Genomic DNA, 25,894 nt, shown 5'->3' on the forward strand with positions numbered 1-25,894 from the left:
TCTGATGGTCTCGATCTTCCTGCGTTCGCTCCTGTTCAACATCCTGTTCTATCCGAACTTCGTATTCTGGGCGCTGATCGCGCTGCCGACGCTCGCGATGCCGCGCAAGGCACTGCTGCGCGTGGCGAACTGGTGGGGCCAGAGCAACATCCTGTTGATGCGTGCCATCTGCAACATCCGCGTCGAGTATCGCGGCGTCGAGAAGATCCCGAAGGGGCCGCTGATCGTCGCCGCCAAGCATCAGTCGATGTGGGAGACGATCTCGCTGCTGCACTTCTTCGACGCGCCGTTCTTCGTGCTGAAGCGCGAGCTGCTGCGGATTCCCTTGTTCGGGCAGTATCTGCTCAAGGCGAACATGATCGCCATCGACCGCAGCTCCGGCGCCCGCGCCTTGAAGCAGGTGATGCGGCGGGCTGCGGAAGAGGTGAAGCATGGCCGCCAGTTCGTGATCTTTCCGGAGGGCACGCGGCGCCCGGCGGGCGCGCCGCCGGACTACAAGGGCGGCGTCGGCCTGATCTACACGGATTGCGGCGTGCCTTGCCTGCCGGTGGCGCTGAACTCGGGTCTGTTCTGGCCGCGCCGCACGTTCCTCCGCTATCCCGGCACGCTGGTGGTGGAGTTTCTCGATCCGCTGCCGCCGGGCCTGCCGCGCGACGAGTTCATGACGCGCCTCCAAACCATGATCGAGGAGGCGACCGGCCGTCTCGTCGCCGCAGGGCAGGTCGAGCAGGCGCAACTGTTCGGCCGCGTGCCGGCCGAAGTGCAGGCTTGATGCGCGTCACGCCGCGCCTCCGGACGGCGGATGCAGCGAGTGGCCGTCGTCGTGCAACATCGTCGCCAGCCGATGCAACTGCGTGTCGCGAAAACCCTGCGCTTCGATCGCGTGCACGGTCGAGATCACGTAGTCGCGATTGGCGCCGGACTGGCCGTGACCCTGGCGGACATGACGCAACTGCTCCTGCAACGACAGCCGGCCGGCATATTGCACATGGCCGCGATCGACCACGTAGACCAGCGCGCTCACCCGCTCGCGCGCGTCGCCTTCGAGCCATACCGCGCGTGTCACCTCGCGGTAGACCGAGGTCACCTGCTCGCGAGCCCGCAAATACGCGATCGTCTCGTCGCGTTTTGTTTCCGCAACCCGGAACGCAATCCCGCGACAGGCCCCGCCGCGATCCAGGCCGAGCACGAGCCCGGGTTTTTCGGGCGTGCCGCGATGGACGAAGGAGTAGACGCACAACGCGCGATGCTCGCCGATCAGCCGTGCCGGCACCTGCTCGACGAAGTCGAAACCGGGACGCCACATCAGCGAGCCATAGCCGAACACCCAGAGGTCACCTTGGGGAAGCTCGCGTGGGGAGAGGGTCATTGCGGACATGACAGCGGACGCCTAAGTGTGGGGCTCGCGAATTGTTAACTTATGTACACAATCCGTGATCGCGGAATCGCCAAAATTGCTGCCCAAAGGGTGTCCTGCATGTCTCGATTGCCACAAGCGCGCCGCAGGCGCCCGCTCTGGGGGCTCTTCATTGCCCCCGTCTTGCTCCTGATCGCCGCCGTCGGCTGGAGCGCCTTCTGGTTCTTCGCTGCTTCGCAGGTCGATGTCCAGGCCGACGCCTGGCGCGCGCGTGAGGCGAAGTCCGGCCGCGTCTATGATTGTGCCAAGCGCTCCGTTGCCGGCTTCCCGTTCCGCCTCGAAGTGCGCTGTTCTGATCCGAGCGTTGCGCTGTTCTCGCAGGCGGCGGGCACACCGTTGATGAACGCCAAGCTCGACGAGATCCTGGTCGTCGCGCAGGTGTGGGACCCGAAGCGGGTCATCGCCGAGTTCAAGGGACCGGCAAAGATCGCCGATGGCCGCGGCCCGGATTCGTTCGTCGTCAATTGGCAGGTCGGCCAGGCCAGCGTCCGCGGCCTCCCCGGACCGCCGCAACGCGCCGACCTCGTGTTCGAACAGCCGACCATCGATCGCATCGAGGGCAACGCCGCCGTACCCACAGCGCGTGCCGACCACGCCGAACTGCACGGGCGGCTGGCCGAGGGTACGCCGTCGGATCATCCGGTGCTGGAAACCGCGCTGCAGATTGCCAACGGCAGCATCCAGGGTGGCCATCCGCTGCTCGCCGAACCCTTCAACACGGACATCCAGGCCCGCGTCACCGGGCTGAAGGATTTCCGCCCCAAACCCTGGCCGGAGCGGTTTCGCGAGATCCAGGCGGCGGGCGGTCATGTCGAGATCGTCCAGGCGCGCATCCAGCAGGGCGAGCTGCTCGCCATCGCCGCGGGCTCGCTGACCTTGACGGCCAACGGCAACATCGATGGCGAGGTGCAGATGACAGTGGCCGGGATCGAAAAGGTCATCCCGGCGCTCGGCCTCGACAAGATGCTCGACAACGGCGTGCCGCAGGGGACGCTCGACCGCGTCGCGCCCGGCGTGAAGTCGCAGGACGTCAACAATCTGTTGGGCGCGCTCGACCGCGCCATTCCCGGCCTCGGCAAGGTCGTCAAGCAGAACGCCAATGTCGGCGTCGCGCTCGGCATCAATGCGCTCGGCAAGGAAGCCACGCTCGAGGGCCGCAAGGCGCGGACCTTCCCGTTGCGCTTCTCCGATGGCGTCGTCGTGCTCGGTCCGTTCAAGGTCGCCCGCGTTCCTCCGCTGTTCTGATCTCAGGGCTTCTTGAGCTGCGGCAGCGGCCGGCCGAAATCCGGCGCCGCCGAATCCTGGCCGATGTCGACGATGCCGCGGCGGATCGCCCGCGTGCGGGTAAAGTGGTCGAACAGCGCCTCGCCGTCTCCGCGCCGGATCGCGCGCGTCAGCTTCGACAGATCCTCGGTAAAGGTGCCGAGCATGTCGAGCACGGCGTCCTTGTTGCTCAGGAAGATGTCGCGCCACATCGTCGGGTCGGAGGCCGCGATGCGTGTGAAGTCGCGGAAGCCGCCGGCGGAGAACTTGATCACCTCGGACTCCGTCACCTGCGCGAGCTCGTCGGCGGTGCCGACGATGGTGTAGGCGATCAGATGCGGCAGATGGCTGGTGATCGCGAGCACGCGGTCATGATGATCCGGCGTCATGATCTCGACCTTGGCGCCGAGCGCCGCCCAGAACGCGCGCAGATGATCGACCGCGCCGGCATCGACGCCGTCGGGCGGCGTCAGGATGCACCAGCGGTTGATGAACAGCTCGGCGAAGCCGGAGTCCGGTCCCGAATTCTCTGTGCCGGCGACCGGATGGGCCGGCACGAAATGAACGTGCGCGGGCAGATGCGGGGCCATGTCGCGGACGATCGCGCCCTTGACCGAGCCGACGTCGGAGACGATGGCGCCGGGCTTGAGATGCGGAGCGATCTCCGCCGCGACCGGGCCGCAAGCGCCGACGGGAATGCAGAGGATGACGAGATCGGCGTCCTTCACGGCTTCAGCATTGCTCTCGACGACACGGTCGACGATGCCGAGCTCGGCGACGCGCGCCCGCGTCTTCTCCGAGCGCGCCGTGGTGATGATCTCGCCGGCGACGCCTTGCAGCTTGGCCGCGCGCGCGATCGAGCCGCCGATCAGGCCGAAGCCGATCAGCGCTACACGTTCGAAATGCCCTGCGACGCTCACTTCGCCCCCATGAAGTCACGAAGCGCATCGATCACGAGACGGTTGGCTTCCTCGGTGCCGATCGTCATGCGCAAGGCGTTCGGCAGCTTGTAGTTGGCGACCGCGCGCAGCACGAGGCCGTGCCGGGTCAGGAATTCGTCCGCCTCGACCGCGGTCTTGCCCTGTTCGGCCGGGAAGTGAATCAGGATGAAGTTGGTGACGCTCGGCGTCACCTTGAGCCCGAGCTTGCCGATCTCCTCGGTGAGCCGGTTGCGCCACGTCTCCGTGTGCGTCTTCGACATCTGCTGATGCGCGGTGTCCTCGATCGCCGCGACGGCCGCGAGCATCGCCGGCGCCGAGACGTTGAACGGCCCGCGAATGCGGTTGATGGCATCGACGATGTGGGCGGGTCCGAACATCCAGCCGACGCGCAGTGCCGCGAGGCCGTGGATCTTGGAGAAGGTGTGGGTCACCACGGTGTTCTCGGTGGTCGCCACCAGCTCGAGGCCGAACTCATAATCGTTGCGCGAGACGTAGTCGGCATAGGCGGCGTCGAGCACCAGCAGGACATGCGCGGGCAGGCCGGCGCGCAGCCGCCTGACCTCGTCGAACGGGATGTAGGTGCCGGTCGGATTGTTCGGGTTGGCGAGCCAGACGAGCTTGGTGCGTGGCGTCACCGCGGCGAGGATCGCATCGACGTCGGTGCGGTACTCGGTCTCCGCGGCCACGACGTTCTTGGCGCCGCAGGCCATGGTGGCGATCGGATAGACGAGAAAGCCGTGCGCCGTGGAGATCGCCTCATCACCCTCGCGCAGGAACGTGTGCGCCAGGAGATTGAGGATCTCGTCGGAGCCGGCGCCGCAGACGATGCGGTCGGGATCGAGGCCGTAGGTGCGGCCGATCGCTTCGCGCAGCACCCGCGAGGTGCCTTCCGGATAGTCCTCCAGATGCGTGGCCGCGCTCTTGAAGGCCTCGATGGCCTTCGGCGACGGGCCGAACGGGGTCTCGTTGGCCGACAGCTTGAACACCTTCCGGCCGGGCTCGGGCTTGGGGCTCTTGCCGGGCGTGTAGGGTGCGATGTCGAGAATGCCGGGGTTCGGCACGGGGCGGTTCATCATCAACTCCGGACAATCATCTCGGGCGCAAGGTTGGCCTCAGCTCGGAACCGTATAGCGTTTCGCATGGCCGCCGACGAGCGCCGCCGAGCGCACAGAGGCGCCCGCCGCGATCAGCGCGGCCTTGATGCTGTCGAGGTTCGACGGCGCCTCGATCGACACCAGCAGAGCGGCGCTGTCGAAGGCGGTATCGGGCACCGCGACGACGTCCGCCAGCGGCGACAGCGCCCGCGACACCTGCGCATTCCAGCCGGAGACGCGGATGCTCCAGGTCTCGACCTCCAGCACCAGTGCGTCGTCGGCGACGCGCGACACCGCGAACACCGGCAGCGCGGCCGGATGGTCGGCACGCTCGATGAAGGGCAGCCGCGCGATGATCTTCGGCGCGCCGACAGGCTCGAGCGTGATCCACCATGGCGTATGGCCCGAGGTCGTCGATACCAGCGCCAGATCGCCCTTCGAGCGCGCCACTGCTTCAACCGCGGCCTGGGCGCTGAAATGGGCGACGTAGGGCACGACGAAGCCGAAATGGAACCTCGCGGAGTCACGCATCGCGGACTCGCCGACCGAGACGTCGGCATGCACCGAGAACGGCGCCTGGACATAGGTGAAGGTCGAGACGATCACCCGCCAGATGCCCTCGACGGTGTCCAGCGGCAGGATGCCGCGATGGCGCTGCACCAGGCGGCGCATCATGTCGGCCTCGCGCGCCGGGCGGAACGCCGAGCCGACCTCCTGGGTCTTCTTGACCTTGATCAGCCGGTCGATGATGTCGGCCCGCTGCATCAGCAAGTGGTGCACCTGCTCGTCGATCGCGTCGATCTCCTTGCGCAGATCGGCGAGCGAGGGCGGTGCGGGCGGCGGGTTCGACATGTCCGGATCACTCTGCGCGGGGGGAACGAGTGCCGTTCTGTCCGATGCGCCGGGCCTGTGCAACAGCAAGTTTACCTTGTGCTGCCTAGGCTTGGCTGGTCTGCAGCCGTGGAAAGTCCGATTGGCGGTCAACCCCAGCTTGCCTTGACGAGGAGCGCCCGCGGGACTAGTTTCTGCTCGTTCCGTGGTCATTTGAGCCGGCCGGCTTGCAGCCACGTTAAAAAACTCGCTAAACAGGCCGGGGACGTTATCGATCCCGGCCGAACCCCAGTTCAGGCCGGGTTTTTCATGGCCTGATATGTCACGTGGTTCGGGAGCCCTTGCCGGAAGGCCGGGGTGAGAGACATGACAGGCCTGACGCCGAAATCCACCTCCGCGCTGCGCAGCGTTGCGCCGGAAGAGCGTTCGCACGAAGTCGACCATCCGAGTTCGCTGGTCGCGCAGTTCGGCGCCGACAAGCCGCTCAAGCTCGATTGCGGCGTCGACCTCTCGCCGTTCCAGATCGCCTACCAGACCTATGGCGAGCTCAACGCCGACAAGTCCAATGCCGTGCTGATCTGCCACGCGCTGACCGGCGACCAGCATGTCGCCAACCGCCATCCGATGACCGGCAAGCCCGGCTGGTGGGAGACCTTGGTCGGCCCCGGACGGCCACTCGATCCCGCGCGCTACTTCATCATCTGCTCGAACGTGATCGGCGGCTGCATGGGCTCGACCGGCCCGGCCTCGCTGAACCCGACGACCGGCAAGGTGTGGGGTCTCGACTTCCCGATCATCACCATTCCCGACATGGTGCGCGCGCAGGCGATGCTGATCGATCATCTCGGCATCGACACCCTGTTCGCCGTGGTCGGCGGCTCGATGGGTGGCATGCAGGCGCTGCAATGGACGGTGGCCTATCCTCACCGCGTGTTCGCGAATCTCGCGATCGCCTGCGCGACGCGGCATTCGGCGCAGAACATCGCCTTCCACGAGCTCGGCCGCCAGGCTGTCATGGCCGATCCGGAATGGGATCACGGCCGCTACGCCGACAAGGCCACGCATCCGCATCGCGGGCTGGCGGTGGCGCGGATGGCGGCGCACATCACCTATCTGTCGGACGCCGCGCTGCATCGCAAGTTCGGCCGCCGCATGCAGGACCGCGAGCTGCCGACCTTCTCGTTCGATGCTGATTTCCAGGTCGAGAGCTATCTGCGCTACCAGGGCTCGTCCTTCGTCGAGCGCTTCGACGCCAACTCCTATCTCTATCTGACGCGGGCGATGGACTATTTCGACATCGCCGCCGACCATGACGGCGTGCTGGCCGCGGCGTTCCGCGGCATCCAGACCCGGTTCTGCGTGGTGTCGTTCACCAGCGACTGGCTGTTTCCGACGTCGGAGTCGCGGGTGCTGGTGCATGCGCTGAACGCGTCGAGCGCGCGGGTGTCGTTCGCGGAGATCGAGACCGACAAGGGGCATGACGCGTTCCTGCTCGACGTGCCCGAATTCTTCGAGATCGCCAGCGCGTTTCTCGACTCGGCCGGCAAGGCGCGCGGCCTCAAGCCTGCGACGGGAGGCTGAGCCATGAGCCTGCAAGGTGTGTTGCCGCTGGACGGCTTTTCCGGCGGTGAGGTGCTGGCCTATCGCCCCGATCATCTGTTGATCGCCGGCATGGTCGAGCGCGGCTCCAAGGTGCTCGACATCGGCTGCGGCGACGGCGATCTGTTGCAACTCTTGGAGAGCCGCGGCATCGACGGCCGCGGCATCGAGCTGTCGCGCGAGGGCGTCAACCATTGCGTCGCCAAGGGGCTCGCGGTGGTGCAGGGCGATGCCGACACCGATCTCGTCGACTATCCCGACGACGCCTTCGACTACGTAATCTTGTCGCAGACCCTGCAGGCGACGCGCCGGCCGAAGGCCGTGCTCGAAAATCTGCTGCGCATCGGCCGCCGCGCCATCGTCACTTTCCCGAATTTCGGCTTCTGGCGGCTGCGCCTGCAACTGCTCGTCGGCGGCCACATGCCGCGCACCGACAATCTGCCCTTCACCTGGTACGACACGCCCAACATTCATTTCTGCACCATCAAGGATTTCGTGCAGCTCTGCGACGAGATCGACGTGAAGATGGAGCGCGCGGTCGCTCTTGATAGTTACGGCCGTCCATTGCGCGTGGCCATGCCCTGGTGGTTCTGGAACATGTTCGGCGAGCAGGGCGTGTTTCTGCTGAGCCGGGGGGAACGGCGGTAGGGGCGCCGTCCGCTGCCCAGCATGCTGTAGACGTTTGTGTCCCGCTCTCTCAACCGTCATGGCCGGGCTTGTCCCGGCCATCCACGTCGTGCGGCACCCTGAGAACCACGTGGATGCCCGGGACGGAGCCCGGGCATGACGAGTAACCCAATTGCGACATGGGACGGAGTGGGTGATGGTCGACCTCTCTCCACCGTCATGGCCGGGCCTGTCCCGGCCATCCGCGTCGTGCGGCATCCTGAGAACCGCGTGGATGCCCGGGACTGCGCCCGGGCATGACGAGCAAATCAGTTGCCATATTGCTCGTGACAATGGCTCGTCGTAGTATCCCGCGATGGCGGGTGGCTACGTGTATTTCATGACCAATCGTCCCAATGGCACGATCTATGTCGGCGTGACCAGCAATCTTGTGCAACGCGTCTATCAGCATCGGTGTGGTCTGATCGACGGCTTCACCAAGCGATATGGCTTGAGGCGGCTGGTCTACTTCGAGATCTTCGACGATATCCAAAGCGCCATCCAGCGCGAGCACAACATCAAGCATTGGTCGCGCGCGTGGAAGGTTGGGCTGATCGTTGCAAGCAACCCCGACTGGAACGATCTCTACGATACGATCGTAATGTAGATCGCGGATGCGGAGCGACGTGGATGGCCGGGACAAGCCCGGCCATGACGAGCTTGGGGTTGGCGTTTTTCACTTTTCAAAGATCCGATGTGGTTGAGACAAGGCATAAACCTCCCGCCGCGCATCCGCGCCCGGGCTCTGCATCAGTCTCGCCTCTGGAAAACGCAGAGGCGCAGGGAAGGCCGGATGCTGGCCGCACCCATGGCCCGCCTGCGAGAAAAAATGCAGGCGGCAGGTACCACAGGTACGAGCCGGGAACACCCAGCCTTCCCTGCGCGATGGTTTGACGGCTGCTTCGCGTTCTCCCTGGTGCGCCGGGCTTTCTGGCCACCATCCCCATGAGAAGCGAAAGCCTCGCCATGAGTTGACATCAGCGTCGGGATGTCAGGACCGCGCGACTTGACCGTGCGCATCGGAATTGTTCGTCCGCGCGAGCGAACTCACGCGCAACCCGACACGCCCACCGCATCCCACCTCAGCGTTCGTGACGACCGCGATACGCCCCTCTTGCAGTGAGGCGGGACGGACGGAAATCTGCAGCTGATTTGCCCGACGAGGCAAGGCTCGACGTTGCGACAAACTAACACGACGGGCAGTTGATGCATGAGATCCATGCGCAAACTGCCCGTCGTGCAATCAGGTGAGTCCACAGGTCTTGGCGCGTGTCACGAGGCCTACAGCAATCCGACCTTGTGCATCATGTCGCGGATCTGGGACGGGGTGGGGTCACCGATCGGCGGGCTCTGCGCGCCGGCCGTGGTCGCCGGCCCCCTCGCAACGGGGCTTGATCCGTTCAGCTTCCCGTTCGGCGCCTGCGGCGGGATCGCCGACGGCGCCGCGCCCTGTGTCAGTCCGAGCAGGCGGCGCAGCACGTCGAGCGACGGATCGGCAGAGGGTGCCGTGGTGACGCTGCTCTCGAGTCCGAGCGCGCGCATCGCGTTCGGCAGGCCGGCGCCCGAACGGTTGGGATCGCCGAACTGCAACGGCGTCGCCGTCTCCTTCAGGATCTGGAACAGCCGCTCCACACGCCGCGCGTCGCGGGTTGCGAACGGCCCCTTGAAGTCGGGATGATGCGCGAGCACCAGCGCGGCGAGGCCGGTGACGTGCGGCGTCGCCATCGAGGTGCCGTCCCACGCGCCGAAGCCGTCCGACGGGAGCGACGACACGATGCCGACGCCCGGCGCGCAGACGTCGATCTCCGGGCCGAAGCAGGAGAACTTCGCCGGGAAATAGCCGTCGCTGCTGCGGAAGCCGTCGAGGGCCTGCTGGGCGTGGAAGCTGTCCTCGGGGAATTCGCCCCACTTGCCCATCGCGGCGACGGACAGGCAGTGCGGCGTCGAGCCGGGAAACTGCACCGGGCCCGATGAGTTGCCTGCGGCGACGATGCAGGCCAGGCCCAACTGCTTGGCGCGCAGGATGCGGTCCTCGATGATCTGCGACGGCTCGCCACCACCGAGACTCATATTGGCGACGTCGATGCCATGCTCCATGCAGTAGTCCAGCGCCTCGACGAGATCGCTGAAGCGGCCGCCTGGGAAGATCCGGCAGACGTGGATTTCGGCCGCCGGAGCGAAGCCGCGAATGCCGCCGCCGGATCCGACCGGACCACCGGCGATGATGCCGGCACAATGCGAGCCATGACCGATGGTGTCGACGGTCCAGGCGGCGGGATCGGTACCGACGATGCTCTTCCCGATGGAGACACCGTGCAGATTGCGATGCGTCGGCGCCGTGCCGGAGTCGATGATCGCGATCTTGATGCCCGCACCATTATAGGTGAGGGGCAGACGATCGAGCCCCATGGCGCGCTGGCCCCAGCCCAGGATCTGCTGGCCGGGGAAGCCGTTCAGATAGGCGCCCAGCGTCTTAGCGGCGATGCGGTTCACGCTGTCGGGCACCAGTTGCGGACGCTCGAGCCAGAACGTCCAGTAATCCACGCGCGGCTTGATCAGGATGGAGCGGATGGTGTCGGGCGTTTCGCCCTGGATCCGGAGCGTGACGCGGCCGCTGCCGTCGGTGACGCCCTGGACCGGCCACACGCTGCCGAATACATACACTTCCGTCTCGGGCAGGGGACCGCTTTCGCCAATCACTTCGATCGTCGTCGAGAACCCGTCGGCAAGCGGAACGAGAACGCCGGGGTTCGGCAGCGCATGCGGCGCGGGCATCTGCGGCAGCGTCGGATCGAGCATGTAGGTGAGCGGCACGTCGCGCTCGACGGCAAGCCGCGCACCGGCCTGGCTCTTCAGCAACTCGGCCTTGTCGGGCGCCATGCGGGCGAGCACCATCGGACCGAGCGGCGCCTGTCCGGGGTCGGCGCTCTGAAACCCGAACAGCCGCGGCGGCTGGATCGTCTTCACGACGTCGATCTCGGGACTGCCCGTCAATTGCTGGACGATGAAGTCGGCGCTGAAGGTGCCGAGCCCCATCTGCTGCCGCGGCGCCAGGATGTACTGCGCCCGCCGCTGCGCCACCGTCGCGACCGCCTGGCCCTTCGGTGGCGCAGCGTTGCCGCTGTCCGCTCGAGCCGTGGCTTGGGGGGCAGGGGACGCCTGGGGTGTCACCGCTGCCGCGGCTTGCGCCGGAGCAGCCGTGTCGGCGACCGGCTGGTCGCCCGTTGCGGGCTGTGCTCCCGTTCCATTGACGGCCATGGCCGCCAGATCCTTCTGATCAGAACTATCAGGTTTGCTTCGTGCGGCCATTTGCGGGCTCCCTCATCCTCGTCACATCGTCGGCGACGCAGCGGCAGTCAGCCGGCGTCAAAGGGTTTCAGCGGAGCATTCGGCTCCACCACGATCGTGCGGAAGGTCGATCGAAGATGATCGGCCTGGGTCTTGGTCATGGAGAGGATCACGACATCCGGCGCGACCTGCCCGACGCGCTTGACGCTCGGCTCGCTGCTCAGATGAGCGGCGAGCTGACCGGACTTCACGGGCTCGCCTTGGACGATGAATTCCTGCGGTGCGTTGGGATCCGCCATGTGTCGTTTCCTCCGTGTCAGGTCGGCGGCGGGCGGACGTTGCGTGCGCCCGCCGCTTCGCGCTTCGTCTCCCACGCGCCGATGCCGTGGGCTTCTGCTTCAGATCTGTCGCGCTAGTGCATCGTGCCGGCCTGGCCGTTGCTGAAGGTGCCGAGCGGCTGCCCGAAGGCGGGGGGGCGGTATCCGCCATAGCCGCCCTGTCCCATCTTCTTCAGTACGCTCCAGAAGCCCTGCAGCTCCATGTCGGTCGGCTGCGCCGCGGGAGCGGCTTGCGGACCAGCGCTGAAGATGCCGAGGCTGTGGCCGACATCGAGGCCGGTCTGCACGCCCTGTCCGATCTTCTTCAGCACGCTCCAGAAGCTCTGCAGCTCCATGTCGGTCGGCTGTGCCGCAGGAGCGGCTTGCGGACCGGCGCTGAAGATGCCGAGCTTGTGGCCGACATCGAGGCCGGTCTGCGCACCCTGGGCGATCTTCTTCAGCACGCTCCAGAAGCCCTGCAGCTCCATGTCCGTCGGCTGCGACGGAGCGGTCGCCTGCGGGCCGGCGCTGAAGATGCCGAGGTTGTGGCCGACATTGAGACCGGTCTGCACGCCCTGTCCGATCTTCTTCAGCACGCTCCAGAAGCTCTGCAGCTCCATGTCGGTCGGCTGCGCGATGGGAGCCGCCTGCGGACCGGCGCTGAAGATGCCGAGGGTGTGGCCGACATTGAGGCCGGTCTGGACGCCCTGGCCGATCTTCTTGAGCACGCTCCAGAAGCCCTGCAGCTCCATGTCGGTCGGCTGCGCCGCAGCGGCCGCCTGCGGATCGGCGCTGAAGATGCCGAGCTTGTGGCCGACATCGAGACCGGTCTGCGCGCCCTGGGCGATCTTCTTCAGCACGCTCCAGAAGCTCTGCAGCTCCATGTCGGTCGGCTGCGCCACCGCTGCGGCCTGCGGATCGGCGCTGAAGATGCCGAGATTGTGGCCGACGTTGAGCCCGGTCTGGACGCCCTGGCCGATCTTCTTCAGCACGCTCCAGAAGCCCTGCAGTTCCATCTCGGACGGCTGTTCCGTGCCGGGTGCGACCGAGAACGGAAGGAACCCGCCGGCGATGCCGCCCGCGACGCTGCCGATGTTGCCGCCGGTCTTGCCGCCGATCACGCGTCCGATCACCTGGCCGGCGATCTTGCCGAGAACGGAGCCGAAGATGCCTTCGGGATTGAGCTGGCTGAAATCCTCAGTCTGCTGCTGCATGCCACTCATGGTGTGTCTCCTCGCTTGTTGCTTGAGCCCGAGCGGCGCGCTCATTCCTCTTCAGGAGCCGATGATGCGCGACGTCGATCGAGAGAGAGGGTGCACGTTCAGGCGTGATGCAGGTGTCAAGCGGAGCGTGAATGTGCCGTCAAAATCAGTCGCGCGATGCGCGAGGCCGCACACGATTTCACACGCGCATCATGCGCCTGATCTCGCGCTGCAGGCTTTCGGTTTCGCTCTCGGGCACCGCGCCGACCTGCCGGCGCAGGATGCTGCGGCAAAAGTCATACTGACGCAGCGCATCGGCCCGGCGGCCCTGTTGCGCGTAGCAGCGCATCAAGGTGCGGTGCACGTCCTCCTGCAGCGGATCCGCGGCGAGGACGCGCAGCGAAAAGGTCGTGGCGATCTCGACGTGCTCGCGGCCGCCGACATCGAGCAGGCCGGCGATGGCCCGTGTCGCCTGGATTCGCAATCGCTGGCGTTCGGCCGACAGCCAGGCTTCGAAGGCGCATGAGGTCGGACTGATGCCGTCGAGCAGTTCTCCCCGGAACAGTTCGGCCGCGCGGGCCATCGACTCCAGATCATCCGATCGGAGGAGGTGTTCGAACTCCTGCACGTCGGTGCTGACAGCGTTGGCTGGGACGCGGAGGTCGTCGCGTTCCGTGGCGATGACGGCTGTGCATTGCGGCAGCATCCGCCGCAAGGTCAGCAGCGTCTGCCGCAGATTGGCGCGCGCATTGTCCCCGAAGCGTCCCTCCCAGAGGAGCGCCGCAAGCTTGCCGCGTGAAATGCCGTGCGGAGAGGTGAGGGCGAGATAGCCCAGCAGCGTCGCGGCCTTGCGGCTCGGGATGACGATCTCCTCGCCGGAGAGCTGCCGGATTTCGACACCGCCAAAGAGATTGATACGCAACAGGCCCATTGTCTCTCTCCTCTGAATGGTGACTCGCGTCGATCGGCCTCAGTCCATCAAGTTCGAGCGTCCTCGCGCGATACGAATGAGCGGCTCTCGGACCAAGCGGGTTCGCACCGTGGTCGCCCAACGGCGAGCCGCCACGTTGATTGTCGTCATCGTCGAAATGAGATTGGCAATGCAGTTATGTCTTGCTGCATCACGCCAGGTTCAATTTTTGATTGCATTGCGGCGGGCGGTTGCATCGCCCGTTCTTGCGGTGTGCACGTCACCATATTGAGGCTACAGATAGACGCCCGCGCGCGGTGTGAGATGTGAGCTGGATTACACTTTGCAGCCCGGCGTCACGCCCGCATCCGCGTCGCAGGGGGACATGGCTAACTGACAGGATCGATCGCGATGAAATCCTTCCGCAAGGAACTCTGGTTCCAGACGCCCGGCCGGCGCGCCTTCATCAACATCACCGGGGATGTCGAGGCGGCCTTGAAGGAAAGCGGCGTGCGCGAGGGGCTGGTGCTGGTCAATGCCATGCACATCACCGCGTCGGTCTTCATCAATGACGATGAGAGCGGGCTGCATCACGACTACGAGCAGTGGCTCGAGAAGCTCGCACCGCACGAGCCGGTCTCCGGTTATCGCCACAACCGCACCGGCGAGGACAATGCCGATGCGCATATGAAGCGGCAGGTGATGGGTCGCGAGGTCGTGGTGGCGATCACGCAAGGCAAGCTCGACTTCGGTCCGTGGGAGCAGATCTTCTACGGCGAGTTCGACGGCGGCCGGCGCAAGCGGGCGCTGATCAAGATCATCGGGGAGTAGGGAATTGCAAATCCCGACCTCTTGTTCGAGCATGACGCATGGAGAGCATTTCGCCAATCTTGATCGTGTTCGGAGGGCTGCCCGCTACCGGGAAGACGACAGTGGCCCGAGAGCTGACGATCAGGCTCGGGGCAATCCATATCCGTATCGACACGATCGAGCAGGCGTTGCGCGCAGCAGGTCGAGAGGTGGGCGCACTTGGCTACGTCATCGCCGCCGAATTGGCCGCAGATAATCTGAAGCTCGGCCGGACCACCGTCGTCGATTGCGTCAATCCGGTGCGGGCGAGCCGCGAGGGATGGCGAGAGATCGCAGAGAGCCAGTCAGCACGGCTGGTCGAGATCGAGCTGGTCTGCAGCGATACGGTCCTGCACCGACAGCGGGCGGAAAACCGTTCGCCTGATCGTTCCGGGCTGCGACATCCCACCTGGGATGAGATCGTCAACCGGCACTATGAGCCATGGGACCGCGCGCATCTCGTGCTCGATACCGCGACCCACTCGCTCGCGCAGATGGTGGATGCTGTCAAAGCCCATGTCGAGCAGTGGTGAGACGTGTGTTGCTGGTCTGGCGGTTACTGTGTGCGACCGCGGTCGACCTCTTGTGCGACGACAAGAGGCTCGGACCCATCGGTGCCGCGACGACATCCGAGTTCGATGAGGAGCAGGATCGGTCCCACGAACGGCACAAGGCCGATAAGCTGATACCAACCCGAGCGACCTCGATCGTGGCAGCGCTTTGCGCCGATCGCAAGGGCCGGCCACAGGGCCAGCAGAAAGAGGCCAAGGACGGCATTATTGAATGCGAACGGCGGCGCAACCACGATCACCACAAAGAACGCGAATGCGAGCGGCAGGACGAAGCCGAGCCAGTACGCTGATCGGCTGACTCGTCCGTCGAATGAAAACAGGAACCGCAGCAATCGCATCGCGCTTCAGCAGCCGTCGCCTATAATTTATCGCAGAGCGCGAAGAGAAGAGCAACGCCGCTACCCCGCCATCGACTGCGGATCGTGCGGCCCCACCGGCCGGCCTCCGCCAGGGCGATGAACCGCTCCATCGCCTCGCAGGCGGGCATTCCGTCACGCAGCGATCTCGGATACTGGATCGCCCGGCCAAACCGGGCGAAGACAGCTGTGGTGTTGCGGCCAGCTTCGCCACGGTCGTCATTGCGAGGAGCGCAAGCGACGAAGCAATCCAGGGCTCCGCATGAAGTCCTTCCGTGTGGCCCCTGGATCGCTTCGCTGCGCTCGCGATGACGGAGGAGGGAGCAACAGCCTTCGCGTCATGCCCGCGCAGGCGGGCATCCAGTACGCCGCGGCCTCTCGGGTCAGCTGCTGCCATGTTGGAATACTGGATCGCCCGGTCAAGCCGGGCGATGACAGCTGTGGTGGTGCGGCCAGCTTCGCCCGGACGTCATTGCGAGGAGCGCAAGCGACGAAGCAATCCAGGGGCTAGGCGTGACGTCCTTCCGTGTGGCCCCTGGATCGCTTCGCTACGCTCGCGATGACGGAGGAGGCGGCCACAGGCGACGGTGGCACCAATCGACCTACGGAGACCTCCTTGGATCAGCCCGCCACCGACCGCGGATCGCGCGGCTCCCATCGCCCGGCCTCCACCAGCGCGATGAAACGCTCCACGGCCTCGTTGAACAGCGCCGGCTCCTCCAGGTTCAATACATGCCCCGACTTCGGAAAGACCGCCAGACCCGACGCCGGCAGGTGCCGCTTCAGGAATAGGCTCGGTTCGATGCAGGCGTCGTCCTCGTCGCCGCAGATGATCAGGGCCGGCGTGGTCACGCGGCGGATGGCGTCCGCCATCGTGTAGATCGAGGGCCTCGCGCCTTGGAAGCCGCGCATGGTGTTGGCCGAGCCTTTGGCGTCATGGCGGGCCAGGGCGGCGTAGAAGTCGGCGTGGCCGCGCGGGTCCTTGACCAGGAAGGGGATGCGGCCGGGGGCCTCGCGCGTGACCTTGGCGGTCTCGGCTGAGCCAAGCGTCTCGAACTGCTCGGCGGTGGCACGGCACTGGGCGCGGAAGGCGTCGAGCTGCGCGAGGTCCGAACCGGAGCCGACCCCAGCCAGCACCATGGAGCGGATGCGATCCGGCGCGTTCAGCGCCACCTGCAGCGACGAATAGGAGCCCATCGACAGGCCGACGAAGTGCGCGCTGTCAAGGCCGAGGTGATCGAGCACGGCCAGCGCGTCGGTATGGAAATGCACGTAGCTGTAGACGTCGGGCGACGCCGGCACGTCCGAGGGCGTATAGCCGCGGGCAGAGTAGGCGATGCAGCGGTGGCGGCGCGCGAAGAAGCGCAGCTGCGGCTCCCAATTGGTGTGGTCGGCTGCGAACTCATGCAGGAAGATGAGCGGCGTGCCGGCGCCGACCTCTTCAAAATACAGGCGAACGCCGTCTCTCGCCGTGGCGTAGGGCATCGTCAGCTCCTCCCGTGTCGCGTGCCCGATCATGACTGATCGCGCTGTGCGCGACAACGCAGCGTATCCTGGTGCGATTTTGGCCGCACAATAAGCGCGGAATCACCCTTTCGTCGCCACTTTTTCGCCATCCATGGTCATGGTTTCGTCACATCCCGACTTTTTACGGACCCCGCTGGCGGCTCGAACGGAGCCGGGCTGAGGACACGGGGGTGCAGGTCAGGGGGCCAAAGTCAGGTCCTCGGGGGAAGTAACAGAAGGAACGAGTATGGTTGTGTCTACCCTTCGCCGGTCGCTTCACGTCGTTGCGCTCACCATGGGAGCGGCTGTGATTGCCGCCACTGCAACACCGGCTCAAGCCCGTCCGCATCACGGCTCGGGGCATCACGCCCACCGCAGCCATGGCGGGCATCACTACACGAAACATCATCATCACCGTCGTACGGCCCGGATGTCGCGCTGGGAGCGCGGCGTGGCGAGGATGCAGGTCACCGGCGTCGCCGACGCGCAGGCCAGCCTGATGATGCCGGGAACGGCGTCCGAGGGCATGTCCGGCGGTTTCGGCGGCGGCAGCAGCGTCGTCTCGGCGGCGCGCAGCTACATCGGCGGCGGCAATCCGACGGGACGGCGCAGCCTGTGGTGCGCGCGCTTCATGAACATGGTGCTGGAGCGCACCGGCCATCGCGGCACCGGCTCGGACATGGCGCGCTCGTTCGCGAGCTATGGCCAGCGCGTCTCCGGCCCGCAGGTCGGCGCCATCGCCGTGATGAGCCGCCGCGGCGGCGGTCACGTCGGCGTCGTCTCGGGCGTCGATGCCCAGGGCAATCCGATCGTCATCTCCGGCAACAACGGCAACCGCGTCCGTGAGACGGCGGTCTCGCGTGGCCGCGTGTATGCGTATGTGATGCCGAACTGAGAGGTTCGGCAAGCGACCTCAAACTGATGGGGTGAGCTGATACGGCTCGCCCGGTCTGCGCCTCCCCCGCGTGCGGGGGAGGTCGCATCGCATCGAAGTTGCGATGCGGGTGGGGGCCTCTCTCCCCACGACGACTTCCCGTGGGGCGCCCCCACCCCAGCCCTCCCCCGCAAGCGGGAGAGGGGGCGCACCGTCAGCGCGGTGAGATATCGCCTAGCTTCGCTCACACCGTCATTGCGAGCGAAGCGGCGAAGCGAAGCAATCCAGGGCCGCATGACGGGATTGCTTCGTCGCCTGCGGCTCCTCGCAATGACGCGCGGAAAAATCTGAACTCACACCAGCCGCGGCTGCTCGACCGCGAGCTCATCGCCGACCGCGATGTCGCCGGCTTCGATGACCTCGGCGTAGATGCCACATTCGTTGTTGCCGCGGGCCTGCATCAGCGCGGGCGGGATGTCGAGGTCGCGCGCGGCGGTGTCGGGATCGACGTTGACGGCGGCGCAGCGGGTGGTGGTCTTGACGACCTTCAGCCGCGCCGATCCGATCCGCAGAGTCTCGCCGAGCAGCGACGTCTCGGACCAGGCCGGCCAGCCGGTGACGTAGATGTTGGCGCGGAAGCGCAGCGGATGCACGGTCGCGCTGACCAGCTTTTCGATCTCGGTGACCGAGGCGAGGTTGATGATCGAGACGACCTTGCGCGCCAGATCGGTGAAGGCGTAGCCGCCGCCGGACAGCAGCTTGGCCGGGCCGCGCAGCTCATCGGCGAACTCGCGCGCGAAGAACGCCTCGATGGCGGCGCGTCCTTCGGCGCTTTCGAGATCGGCTTGCGCGACGATCGCGCCGTCCTTGCGGATGGTGAGGATGTTGGTCGCGTCCTCGAAATGGGTCTTGAACCCCGCCAGGCGCTCGTTCCGCATCAGCATCAGATAGGCCGTCTTCGGCTTCCACACCGGCGCCGCCGGATCGAAGCCGGTCGGGCCGTTCTCCAGCGCGTAGCGCCGGTCGGCCGGCAGGGTCTCGCCGACCCGCAAGGGCGCCGCCTGGAGCGGTTCCGGGGTAAGGCCCTTGACCGGGTAGCGGTACAGGCCGGTGATGCGCGTGGAAGGGATCTGGGTCATGCCGCCTCATAGGAGATTCCTTACCTGCCGGCCAGGGCACACGAATTTGTGAAACGACCTCTTCCGTTTTCGGCAGGCCTTCCCACATTTCGTGTCAAGCCGGGCCACAGGCCGGCGACGTCACGGGTTGCGGCGTTGACGGACGTCAACGTGTGCCCATCGAAACCCAATGAAGATGCTGGAACCGTGCCTTCGGGGCGTCACAGCAGGCTGAGGGAAACATCATGAATATCGACAAATATACCGAGCGCGCGCGGGGCTTCATTCAATCGGCGCAGTCGCTGGCGGTGCGCGACGGACATCAGCAGTTCTCGCCGCTGCATCTTCTGAAGGTCCTGCTCGACGATGGCGAAGGCCTCGCAGGCGGTCTGATCGATCGCGCCGGCGGCAATTCGCGCGCGATCCTCAAGGCGACGGAAGACGCGCTCGGCAAGATGCCGAAAGTGTCAGGCAGCGGCGCCGGGCAGATCTATCTCTCGCCCGAACTGGCGCGCGCCTTCGACGCGGCGGAGAAGGCGGCCGAGAAAGCCGGCGACAGCTTCGTCACGGTCGAGCGGCTGCTGCTCGGGCTTGCGCTCGACAAGAACAGCGAGACCGGAAGCATTCTCGCCAAGGGCGGCGTGACCGCACAGAATCTCAACGCCGCGATCGAGAGCTTGCGCAAGGGGCGCACGGCCGACTCGGCGACCGCCGAGAACGCCTATGATGCGCTGAAGAAATATGCCCGCGACCTGACCCAGGCGGCGCGCGACGGCAAGCTCGATCCGGTCATCGGGCGCGACGAGGAAATCCGCCGCACCATCCAGGTTCTGTCACGGCGCACCAAGAACAATCCCGTGCTGATCGGCGAGCCCGGCGTCGGCAAGACCGCGATCGTCGAGGGCCTCGCCCTGCGCATCGTCAATGGCGACGTGCCGGAGAGCCTGAAGGACAAGCGGCTGCTGTCGCTCGATCTGGGCGCGCTGATCGCCGGCGCCAAATATCGCGGCGAGTTCGAGGAGCGGCTGAAGGCCGTGCTGCAGGAGGTCACATCAGCCGAAGGCACCTTCGTGCTGTTCATCGACGAGATGCACACCCTGATCGGCGCCGGCAAGGCTGACGGCGCGATGGATGCGTCGAACCTCTTGAAGCCCGCGCTCGCCCGCGGCGAATTGCACTGCATCGGCGCGACCACGCTCGACGAGTACCAGAAGCATGTCGAGAAGGACGCAGCCCTCGCCCGCCGGTTCCAGCCGGTCTACGTCACCGAGCCGACCGTCGAGGACACCATCTCGATCCTGCGCGGGCTGAAGGACAAATACGAGCAGCATCACGGCGTGCGCATCACCGATTCCGCGCTCGTGGCCTCGGCCACCCTGTCGAACCGCTACATCACCGACCGCTTCCTCCCCGATAAGGCCATCGACCTGATGGACGAGGCGGCGGCGCGGTTGAAGATGCAGGTCGATAGCAAGCCCGAGGAGCTCGACTCGCTCGACCGCGAGATCATCCGGCTCAAGATCGAGCAGGAGGCACTGAAGAAGGAGAGCGATCTCGGCTCCAAGACGAGGCTGCAATCGCTGGAGAAGGAGCTCGCCGATCTCGAGGAGAAGTCGGCGTCGCTGACCGCGAAGTGGAGCGCCGAGAAGGACAAGCTGTCGAACGCGCAGAAGCTCAAGAGCGAGCTGGACGCGCTTCGCATCGAGCTCGCCAATGCGCAGCGCCGCGGCGAGTACCAGAAGGCGGGCGAGCTGGCCTATGGCCGCATCCCCGAGCTGGAGAAGCGGCTGGCCGACATCGAGGCCAAGGAGAATGCCGGCGAGATGATGGAGGAGGCGGTCACCGCCAACCACATCGCGCAGGTGGTCTCGCGCTGGACCGGCGTGCCCGTCGACAAGATGCTCGAGGGCGAGAAGGACAAGCTCTTGCAGATGGAGGAGAGCCTGGCCAAGCGCGTGGTCGGCCAGTTCGAGGCCGTGCACGCGGTCGCCACCGCCGTCCGCCGTTCGCGCGCCGGCCTGCAGGATCCGCACCGACCGATGGGCTCGTTCATGTTCTTAGGCCCGACCGGCGTCGGCAAGACCGAACTGACGAAGGCGCTCGCCGGCTATCTGTTCGATGACGAGACCGCGATGGTCCGCCTCGACATGTCCGAGTACATGGAGAAGCACTCGGTGTCGCGGCTGATCGGCGCGCCTCCCGGCTATGTCGGCTATGACGAGGGCGGGGCGCTGACCGAGGCCGTGCGGCGCCGGCCGTATCAGGTCGTGCTGTTCGACGAGATCGAGAAGGCGCATCCGGATGTGTTCAACGTGCTCTTGCAGGTGCTCGACGACGGCCGCCTGACCGATGGCCAGGGCCGCACCGTCGACTTCCGCAACACGCTGATCATCATGACCTCGAACCTCGGCTCTGAGTTCCTGGTCAATCAGCCGGAGGGCGAGGATACGTCGGAGGTGCGCGAGCTGGTGATGGGCACGGTGCGGAGCCATTTCCGGCCCGAGTTCCTCAACCGCGTCGACGAGATCATCCTGTTCCACCGCTTGCAGAAGAGCGAGATGGGCCGGATCGTCGAGATCCAGTTCGCTCGTCTCCAGAAGCTCTTGGAGGATCGCAAGATCACGCTCTCGCTGGACGATGATGCCCGCGATTGGCTCGCCGCCAAGGGCTGGGACCCGGCCTATGGCGCGCGTCCGCTGAAGCGGGTGATCCAGCGCAGCGTGCAGGATCCGCTCGCCGAGATGATTCTCGCCGGCGACATCAAGGATGGCGACAAGGTCGCCATCTCCTCGGAAGGCAATGTGCTGACCTTCAACGGCCGCGCGCATCGCACCGCGGAGATCGCGACGTTCGAGGCTCCGATCCCGAAGCGCAAGCTGAACTGACCCCGGCGATCGCCGCACTCAAACGGCCAGCATGGAAACGGCAACGGCCCGCGCTCAGCGCGGGCCGTTTGCGTTCGGGGCCGACCGGGGAGCGAGGCTACCGGTTCACCTGGATCGGTCCGGCATCGGAGATGCGCGAGGCGCCGGCGCCGCGGGTGGTCATCATCTGGTCGACGCGGTCGCGCTCCTTCTCGAAGGAGGCCATGATCTGGCCTTCGAGCGAGCGGCCGCGCGGCAGCTTCACGCGCATCGGGTCGACGAAGCGGCCGTTGACCAGGATTTCGTAGTGGACGTGCGGGCCGGTCGACATGCCGGTCGAGCCGACGAAGCCGATCACCTGGCCCTGGCGCACGCGCTTGCCGGGCTCCATGCCCTTGGCGAACGCCGACAGATGGCCGTAGGCCGTCTCGTAGCCGTTGTTGTGCTTGATGCGGATATACTTGCCGTAGCCGCCTTCGGTGCCGACCTTCTCGAGCACGCCGTTGCCGGAGGCGAAAATCGGCGTGCCGTAGGCGGTGGCCCAGTCGACGCCGGTGTGCATCTTCACATAGCCGAGGATCGGGTGGCGGCGGCCGCCGAAGCCGGAGCGCATGATCGCGTTGTTGACGGGCTTGCGGACCAGGAACTTCTTCGCGCTCTTGCCGGTCTCGTCGTAATAGTCGACGACGCTGTCGTCGGGCGTCTGGAACCGGTAGTATTTCTTGGTCTCGCCGCCGACCGTGAGCGAGGCGAACAGCACCTCGGTCTTGTCGTTGTTGCCCGGCTTGTCGTCGTCGTCGCCGGCATAGAACACGTCGAATGAATCGCCCGGCTGCACCTTGCGCTGGAAGTCGACGTCGTAGGAATAGATCCGGATCATGTCCTCGATGACGGGCGCCGGCACCTTGTTGCGCATCGCCGTCTCGTAGATGCTCTGGTAGAGGCGGACGCCGGTGCCGTCATCCTCGTCGTCATTGGTATTGTCGGCGGTCTCGGTGACCGTATTCATGCTCTGCACGTCGACGGCGACGTAGCGGCCGAGGTCGGACAGCGCCGCGACGGCTTCGATCATGGTGTCGTTGGCGACGACGACGCGGACGGGCTGCAGGCGGGCGCCGGGAGCAGGGCTGGTCGGCGCCATCAGGATGCGCAGCTTCTCGCCTTCCTTCAGCCCGCCGTCACGGCCGCGGGCGCCGAGCTGAGCGGCGATCGCCTTGGCCTCGTCGGGCGTGGCGCCCTGGTCGCGCAGAATCGTCGCGACCGTATCGCCCTTTTTCACCAGATGGACGCGCTCGCCGAGCGGATTGCCGCCGGTGATCTGGTCCTTGGTCTTGGGCAGCAGGGTCACGTTTTCCGGAACCACCCGCGTCTCGAACCCGGCATAGGGGTCCGGCGCGCTGCCGTCGCTGGCATAGGACAGCTTGATGTCGCCACCTTGGACAGCGCCGGAGACATCGGCCGCGGCGTTGGCGAGCGAGGCATAGCGGACGCCGCCGGTGTTGCCGCGCCAGTTGGCCGCATCGCGCACGCGCATGACGATCTCGTCGAGCGCCACCGAGGCCGCGATCTTGGCCTTCGGCAGCACGGTCGCGAGGTCCTTGGTGACGAATGACACCTCGGCGTCGGGCTCGACCGCCTCGGGATTGTTGGGATCCTCGCCGGAGCCGGTCTTGTCGTTGTCGGTGTCGCTGAGCAGGCGCTGCGCGTTGAACGGAGGAATCTTCGCCGACAGATCGCTCGTGGTCATCGAGAGGTTGCCGGAGATCCGTACATAGGGACGGACCCGGATCACCTCGCGCGTCCCCGCGCGGGTCACGGTGGAGATACGCACGACGTTGCGGGCGGCGGCCGCTTCGCTCGGCGGCGGCAGGCGATCGCTCTTGCGCAGGGTGGCGACGCGATCATTGGCGCCGAACGCGCCGCGCAACGCGCTCTCCACCCGTTCGGGCATGCGCGCAAAGGTCATCTCGCCGTCGAGCGACGCAAAAACGGCGCCGCCGATGAGAGCCGCGCCGCACAGACCCGTCAGAATCGTGCCGGAAAACCATTGGACGGAGACGCGACGGCGATCGATCACCGCGGCTTCGGAGCCATCGACCGATAGCGGCGGCTCATGACCGAGATCGATCATGCCGACCTCGCGTCCATACCCCCCGCGTGACGTCCGATGGTTCAACCTCAGTCCCCCAAGTTCAAAGTCAGCACCGAGATCACTCAGCTGCCGGTTGGCGTAGCGTTAGCGTCTAAGACAAACGGCTCGGAATGATGGCGCGTCTCTGACGGTTCGAGGCTCTTGGGTGTCGAACCCTGCAAACCGCCAACCGCTGTTGTTCTTCAGGATCTCTCGATGTCGTCTCGGTCGTCTGAATCGGGCGAAGGGCTCGCCAATTCCTTGATCTGGATCATCCGTGAGCCGATGGCGCTCCCCGCTGGAGCCAAATCAGCTCAGGTCGATGCTTAACAAATCGTCGCAGGATTGTGGCCCAAGTGGGGCACGATGTCCGCAAGAAATCGGGCATCCGGGTGGCTACGGAAAAAATCACCCGATGCGACGATTTCATGAAATTCGTCGTTGACACCCCGATCGGCTCCCCCTATACACCCGATCACTGAGCGCGGCGCCGCTTCGGGACACACCGAGGCGAGCATTCGCGCCAATACTGCTCCTCACTTCGTTGAGTGGTGCACAACCGGTAGAACCCGGTTGCACATCGCCGTCGAATAAGGTTGCGGAACCCCTCCAAGAGAGGGTGGGACTGAGGTCCCGGGCTGTTTGACAAGTGAAGATGAAGAAAGAGAAACGTGGACGGCGGAGTCCTTGCGGGTCTCGGGATTGAGGGCTTCGGCTTTTGGTTCTGAGATCGGACGAGAAGACTTCGGCGGACAATGTTTCAAAGGTAACACCATGGTCTTAGCGCTGTGAAGCGCGGGATCGATTGGTGGGACCTCGTCAAACGTTGTGATCAGCCGGTTCAAAGCTTCAAGTTCAACTTGAGAGTTTGATCCTGGCTCAGAGCGAACGCTGGCGGCAGGCTTAACACATGCAAGTCGAGCGGGCATAGCAATATGTCAGCGGCAGACGGGTGAGTAACGCGTGGGAACGTACCTTTTGGTTCGGAACAACACAGGGAAACTTGTGCTAATACCGGATAAGCCCTTACGGGGAAAGATTTATCGCCGAAAGATCGGCCCGCGTCTGATTAGCTAGTTGGTGGGGTAATGGCCCACCAAGGCGACGATCAGTAGCTGGTCTGAGAGGATGATCAGCCACATTGGGACTGAGACACGGCCCAAACTCCTACGGGAGGCAGCAGTGGGGAATATTGGACAATGGGCGCAAGCCTGATCCAGCCATGCCGCGTGAGTGATGAAGGCCCTAGGGTTGTAAAGCTCTTTTGTGCGGGAAGATAATGACGGTACCGCAAGAATAAGCCCCGGCTAACTTCGTGCCAGCAGCCGCGGTAATACGAAGGGGGCTAGCGTTGCTCGGAATCACTGGGCGTAAAGGGTGCGTAGGCGGGTCTTTAAGTCAGGGGTGAAATCCTGGAGCTCAACTCCAGAACTGCCTTTGATACTGAAGATCTTGAGTTCGGGAGAGGTGAGTGGAACTGCGAGTGTAGAGGTGAAATTCGTAGATATTCGCAAGAACACCAGTGGCGAAGGCGGCTCACTGGCCCGATACTGACGCTGAGGCACGAAAGCGTGGGGAGCAAACAGGATTAGATACCCTGGTAGTCCACGCCGTAAACGATGAATGCCAGCCGTTAGTGGGTTTACTCACTAGTGGCGCAGCTAACGCTTTAAGCATTCCGCCTGGGGAGTACGGTCGCAAGATTAAAACTCAAAGGAATTGACGGGGGCCCGCACAAGCGGTGGAGCATGTGGTTTAATTCGACGCAACGCGCAGAACCTTACCAGCCCTTGACATGTTTGGGACCGGTCGCAGAGACGTGACCTTCTCTTCGGAGCCCGAAACACAGGTGCTGCATGGCTGTCGTCAGCTCGTGTCGTGAGATGTTGGGTTAAGTCCCGCAACGAGCGCAACCCCCGTCCTTAGTTGCTACCATTTAGTTGAGCACTCTAAGGAGACTGCCGGTGATAAGCCGCGAGGAAGGTGGGGATGACGTCAAGTCCTCATGGCCCTTACGGGCTGGGCTACACACGTGCTACAATGGCGGTGACAGTGGGAAGCTAAGGGGTGACCCTTCGCAAATCTCAAAAAGCCGT

At 65.2% G+C, this 25,894-nt stretch carries 21 protein-coding genes, 1 rRNA gene and 1 riboswitch (1 of these 23 only partly in view); of the genes, 10 read left to right on the forward strand and 12 right to left on the reverse strand.

Going from position 1 to position 25,894, the window contains the following annotated elements; all coding sequences use genetic code 11:
* The first annotated feature begins 4 nt into the window (after positions 1-4).
* A complete protein-coding gene (locus tag ACQR1Y_RS31995) occupies positions 5-772 on the forward strand; it encodes a lysophospholipid acyltransferase family protein (protein ID WP_434879609.1) in 768 nt (255 codons plus the stop codon).
* 6 nt (positions 773-778) lie between these two features.
* Here the strand turns inward: ACQR1Y_RS31995 and ACQR1Y_RS32000 are convergent, their stop codons facing one another.
* On the reverse strand, positions 779-1,378 hold the full coding sequence (locus tag ACQR1Y_RS32000; RefSeq protein ID WP_434879608.1) for a gamma-glutamylcyclotransferase: 600 nt from the start codon (positions 1,376-1,378) through the stop codon (positions 779-781).
* Between the two features lie 99 nt (positions 1,379-1,477).
* Between ACQR1Y_RS32000 and ACQR1Y_RS32005 the strand changes: the two genes are divergently transcribed.
* Positions 1,478-2,662 carry a DUF2125 domain-containing protein gene (locus ACQR1Y_RS32005; RefSeq protein ID WP_434879607.1) on the forward strand — a complete coding sequence of 395 codons (1,185 nt, stop codon included), beginning with the start codon at positions 1,478-1,480 and terminating at the stop codon, positions 2,660-2,662.
* Between the two features lie 2 nt (positions 2,663-2,664).
* On the opposite strand, the gene ACQR1Y_RS32010 is transcribed toward ACQR1Y_RS32005, so the two are convergent.
* Genes ACQR1Y_RS32010 through ACQR1Y_RS32020 form a run of 3 tightly spaced genes read right to left on the reverse strand, consistent with a single transcriptional unit; the run spans position 2,665 to position 5,567 of the window.
* Positions 2,665-3,600, reverse strand: a complete 936-nt coding sequence (locus tag ACQR1Y_RS32010; protein WP_434879606.1) for a prephenate/arogenate dehydrogenase family protein — start codon at positions 3,598-3,600, stop codon at positions 2,665-2,667.
* Positions 3,597-4,694, reverse strand: coding sequence for a histidinol-phosphate transaminase (gene hisC / locus ACQR1Y_RS32015; RefSeq protein ID WP_434879605.1), 1,098 nt, complete (start codon positions 4,692-4,694; stop codon positions 3,597-3,599). Before hisC ends, ACQR1Y_RS32010 begins: the two co-directional genes overlap by 4 nt.
* A 39-nt stretch (positions 4,695-4,733) precedes the next feature.
* Positions 4,734-5,567: a chorismate mutase gene (locus ACQR1Y_RS32020; RefSeq protein ID WP_434859868.1), complete on the reverse strand. Its 834-nt coding sequence runs from the start codon at positions 5,565-5,567 to the stop codon at positions 4,734-4,736.
* 174 nt (positions 5,568-5,741) lie between these two features.
* Positions 5,742-5,821: riboswitch (SAM riboswitch) on the forward strand.
* Positions 5,822-5,912: 91 nt separating this feature from the next.
* Here ACQR1Y_RS32020 and metX point away from each other — a divergent pair.
* The 3 genes from metX (at position 5,913) to ACQR1Y_RS32035 (ending at position 8,418) form a co-directional block, all read left to right on the forward strand.
* Positions 5,913-7,127, forward strand: a complete 1,215-nt coding sequence (gene metX / locus ACQR1Y_RS32025) for a homoserine O-acetyltransferase MetX (RefSeq protein ID WP_434859869.1) — start codon at positions 5,913-5,915, stop codon at positions 7,125-7,127.
* Between the two features lie 3 nt (positions 7,128-7,130).
* Positions 7,131-7,793 (forward strand): methionine biosynthesis protein MetW, encoded by a 663-nt coding sequence (gene metW, locus ACQR1Y_RS32030; RefSeq protein ID WP_434859870.1) that lies wholly within the window; start codon positions 7,131-7,133, stop codon positions 7,791-7,793.
* A gap of 334 nt (positions 7,794-8,127) precedes the next feature.
* Positions 8,128-8,418, forward strand: coding sequence for a GIY-YIG nuclease family protein (locus ACQR1Y_RS32035; protein WP_434859871.1), 291 nt, complete (start codon positions 8,128-8,130; stop codon positions 8,416-8,418).
* A 674-nt stretch (positions 8,419-9,092) separates the two neighbouring features.
* On the opposite strand, the gene ACQR1Y_RS32040 is transcribed toward ACQR1Y_RS32035, so the two are convergent.
* From ACQR1Y_RS32040 to ACQR1Y_RS32055, 4 genes are all read right to left on the reverse strand, one after another.
* Positions 9,093-11,069: a S8 family peptidase gene (locus ACQR1Y_RS32040; protein WP_434879604.1), complete on the reverse strand. Its 1,977-nt coding sequence runs from the start codon at positions 11,067-11,069 to the stop codon at positions 9,093-9,095.
* A gap of 98 nt (positions 11,070-11,167) precedes the next feature.
* Positions 11,168-11,398 carry a hypothetical protein gene (locus ACQR1Y_RS32045; protein WP_434879603.1) on the reverse strand — a complete coding sequence of 77 codons (231 nt, stop codon included), beginning with the start codon at positions 11,396-11,398 and terminating at the stop codon, positions 11,168-11,170.
* Positions 11,399-11,511: 113 nt separating this feature from the next.
* Complete coding sequence (locus ACQR1Y_RS32050) at positions 11,512-12,639, reverse strand: hypothetical protein (protein WP_434879602.1); 1,128 nt, start codon at positions 12,637-12,639, stop codon at positions 11,512-11,514.
* Positions 12,640-12,817: 178 nt separating this feature from the next.
* The gene (locus tag ACQR1Y_RS32055) at positions 12,818-13,549 is read right to left on the reverse strand and encodes an AfsR/SARP family transcriptional regulator (protein WP_434859875.1); all 732 of its coding nucleotides are present in this window, start codon (positions 13,547-13,549) and stop codon (positions 12,818-12,820) included.
* A 390-nt stretch (positions 13,550-13,939) separates the two neighbouring features.
* Between ACQR1Y_RS32055 and ACQR1Y_RS32060 the strand changes: the two genes are divergently transcribed.
* The gene (locus ACQR1Y_RS32060; protein ID WP_434859876.1) at positions 13,940-14,359 is read left to right on the forward strand and encodes a secondary thiamine-phosphate synthase enzyme YjbQ; all 420 of its coding nucleotides are present in this window, start codon (positions 13,940-13,942) and stop codon (positions 14,357-14,359) included.
* A 38-nt stretch (positions 14,360-14,397) separates the two neighbouring features.
* Positions 14,398-14,910, forward strand: coding sequence for an AAA family ATPase (locus ACQR1Y_RS32065; protein WP_434879601.1), 513 nt, complete (start codon positions 14,398-14,400; stop codon positions 14,908-14,910).
* Positions 14,911-14,933: 23 nt separating this feature from the next.
* Here the strand turns inward: ACQR1Y_RS32065 and ACQR1Y_RS32070 are convergent, their stop codons facing one another.
* Both ACQR1Y_RS32070 and ACQR1Y_RS32075 read right to left on the reverse strand, forming a co-directional pair.
* Complete coding sequence (locus ACQR1Y_RS32070; protein ID WP_434879600.1) at positions 14,934-15,287, reverse strand: DUF805 domain-containing protein; 354 nt, start codon at positions 15,285-15,287, stop codon at positions 14,934-14,936.
* A 639-nt stretch (positions 15,288-15,926) separates the two neighbouring features.
* Positions 15,927-16,790 carry an alpha/beta fold hydrolase gene (locus ACQR1Y_RS32075; protein ID WP_434879599.1) on the reverse strand — a complete coding sequence of 288 codons (864 nt, stop codon included), beginning with the start codon at positions 16,788-16,790 and terminating at the stop codon, positions 15,927-15,929.
* A gap of 268 nt (positions 16,791-17,058) precedes the next feature.
* Here ACQR1Y_RS32075 and ACQR1Y_RS32080 point away from each other — a divergent pair, with 268 nt between their 5' ends.
* A complete protein-coding gene (locus ACQR1Y_RS32080; RefSeq protein WP_434879598.1) occupies positions 17,059-17,706 on the forward strand; it encodes a TIGR02594 family protein in 648 nt (215 codons plus the stop codon).
* Between the two features lie 332 nt (positions 17,707-18,038).
* Here ACQR1Y_RS32080 and ACQR1Y_RS32085 read toward each other — a convergent pair whose 3' ends face one another.
* Entirely contained in the window at positions 18,039-18,824 is a 786-nt protein-coding gene (locus tag ACQR1Y_RS32085; RefSeq protein WP_434879597.1) for an MOSC domain-containing protein, read from the reverse strand.
* A gap of 224 nt (positions 18,825-19,048) precedes the next feature.
* On the opposite strand from ACQR1Y_RS32085, the gene clpB reads away from it, so the two are divergent.
* On the forward strand, positions 19,049-21,688 hold the full coding sequence (clpB, locus tag ACQR1Y_RS32090) for an ATP-dependent chaperone ClpB (protein ID WP_434879596.1): 2,640 nt from the start codon (positions 19,049-19,051) through the stop codon (positions 21,686-21,688).
* A gap of 97 nt (positions 21,689-21,785) precedes the next feature.
* Here the strand turns inward: clpB and ACQR1Y_RS32095 are convergent, their stop codons facing one another.
* Positions 21,786-23,843, reverse strand: a complete 2,058-nt coding sequence (locus tag ACQR1Y_RS32095; protein ID WP_434859882.1) for a peptidoglycan DD-metalloendopeptidase family protein — start codon at positions 23,841-23,843, stop codon at positions 21,786-21,788.
* Between the two features lie 811 nt (positions 23,844-24,654).
* Here ACQR1Y_RS32095 and ACQR1Y_RS32100 point away from each other — a divergent pair.
* Positions 24,655-25,894: ribosomal RNA gene (locus ACQR1Y_RS32100) — 16S ribosomal RNA — on the forward strand (it continues 249 nt past the right edge of the window).

Source organism: Bradyrhizobium sp. HKCCYLRH3099, from assembly GCF_051167855.1.
In the GTDB taxonomy this organism is placed as follows: domain Bacteria; phylum Pseudomonadota; class Alphaproteobacteria; order Rhizobiales; family Xanthobacteraceae; genus Bradyrhizobium.

What these genes read in the sequence shown, in the direction of transcription:
- clpB (WP_434879596.1), top strand. Translation starts at nt 19,049, where the DNA reads ATGAATATCGACAAATATACCGAGCGCGCGCGGGGCTTCATTCAATCG.
- ACQR1Y_RS32075 (WP_434879599.1), bottom strand. Translation starts at nt 16,790, where the DNA reads ATGCCCTACGCCACGGCGAGAGACGGCGTTCGCCTGTATTTTGAAGAG.
- ACQR1Y_RS32055 (WP_434859875.1), bottom strand. Translation starts at nt 13,549, where the DNA reads ATGGGCCTGTTGCGTATCAATCTCTTTGGCGGTGTCGAAATCCGGCAG.
- ACQR1Y_RS31995 (WP_434879609.1), top strand. Translation starts at nt 5, where the DNA reads ATGGTCTCGATCTTCCTGCGTTCGCTCCTGTTCAACATCCTGTTCTAT.
- ACQR1Y_RS32080 (WP_434879598.1), top strand. Translation starts at nt 17,059, where the DNA reads ATGGTTGTGTCTACCCTTCGCCGGTCGCTTCACGTCGTTGCGCTCACC.
- ACQR1Y_RS32035 (WP_434859871.1), top strand. Translation starts at nt 8,128, where the DNA reads ATGGCGGGTGGCTACGTGTATTTCATGACCAATCGTCCCAATGGCACG.
- ACQR1Y_RS32040 (WP_434879604.1), bottom strand. Translation starts at nt 11,069, where the DNA reads ATGGCCGTCAATGGAACGGGAGCACAGCCCGCAACGGGCGACCAGCCG.
- ACQR1Y_RS32020 (WP_434859868.1), bottom strand. Translation starts at nt 5,567, where the DNA reads ATGTCGAACCCGCCGCCCGCACCGCCCTCGCTCGCCGATCTGCGCAAG.
- hisC (WP_434879605.1), bottom strand. Translation starts at nt 4,694, where the DNA reads ATGAACCGCCCCGTGCCGAACCCCGGCATTCTCGACATCGCACCCTAC.
- ACQR1Y_RS32060 (WP_434859876.1), top strand. Translation starts at nt 13,940, where the DNA reads ATGAAATCCTTCCGCAAGGAACTCTGGTTCCAGACGCCCGGCCGGCGC.
- ACQR1Y_RS32070 (WP_434879600.1), bottom strand. Translation starts at nt 15,287, where the DNA reads ATGCGATTGCTGCGGTTCCTGTTTTCATTCGACGGACGAGTCAGCCGA.
- ACQR1Y_RS32065 (WP_434879601.1), top strand. Translation starts at nt 14,398, where the DNA reads ATGGAGAGCATTTCGCCAATCTTGATCGTGTTCGGAGGGCTGCCCGCT.
- ACQR1Y_RS32050 (WP_434879602.1), bottom strand. Translation starts at nt 12,639, where the DNA reads ATGAGTGGCATGCAGCAGCAGACTGAGGATTTCAGCCAGCTCAATCCC.
- ACQR1Y_RS32005 (WP_434879607.1), top strand. Translation starts at nt 1,478, where the DNA reads ATGTCTCGATTGCCACAAGCGCGCCGCAGGCGCCCGCTCTGGGGGCTC.
- metX (WP_434859869.1), top strand. Translation starts at nt 5,913, where the DNA reads ATGACAGGCCTGACGCCGAAATCCACCTCCGCGCTGCGCAGCGTTGCG.
- ACQR1Y_RS32045 (WP_434879603.1), bottom strand. Translation starts at nt 11,398, where the DNA reads ATGGCGGATCCCAACGCACCGCAGGAATTCATCGTCCAAGGCGAGCCC.
- ACQR1Y_RS32000 (WP_434879608.1), bottom strand. Translation starts at nt 1,378, where the DNA reads ATGTCCGCAATGACCCTCTCCCCACGCGAGCTTCCCCAAGGTGACCTC.
- ACQR1Y_RS32085 (WP_434879597.1), bottom strand. Translation starts at nt 18,824, where the DNA reads ATGACCCAGATCCCTTCCACGCGCATCACCGGCCTGTACCGCTACCCG.
- metW (WP_434859870.1), top strand. Translation starts at nt 7,131, where the DNA reads ATGAGCCTGCAAGGTGTGTTGCCGCTGGACGGCTTTTCCGGCGGTGAG.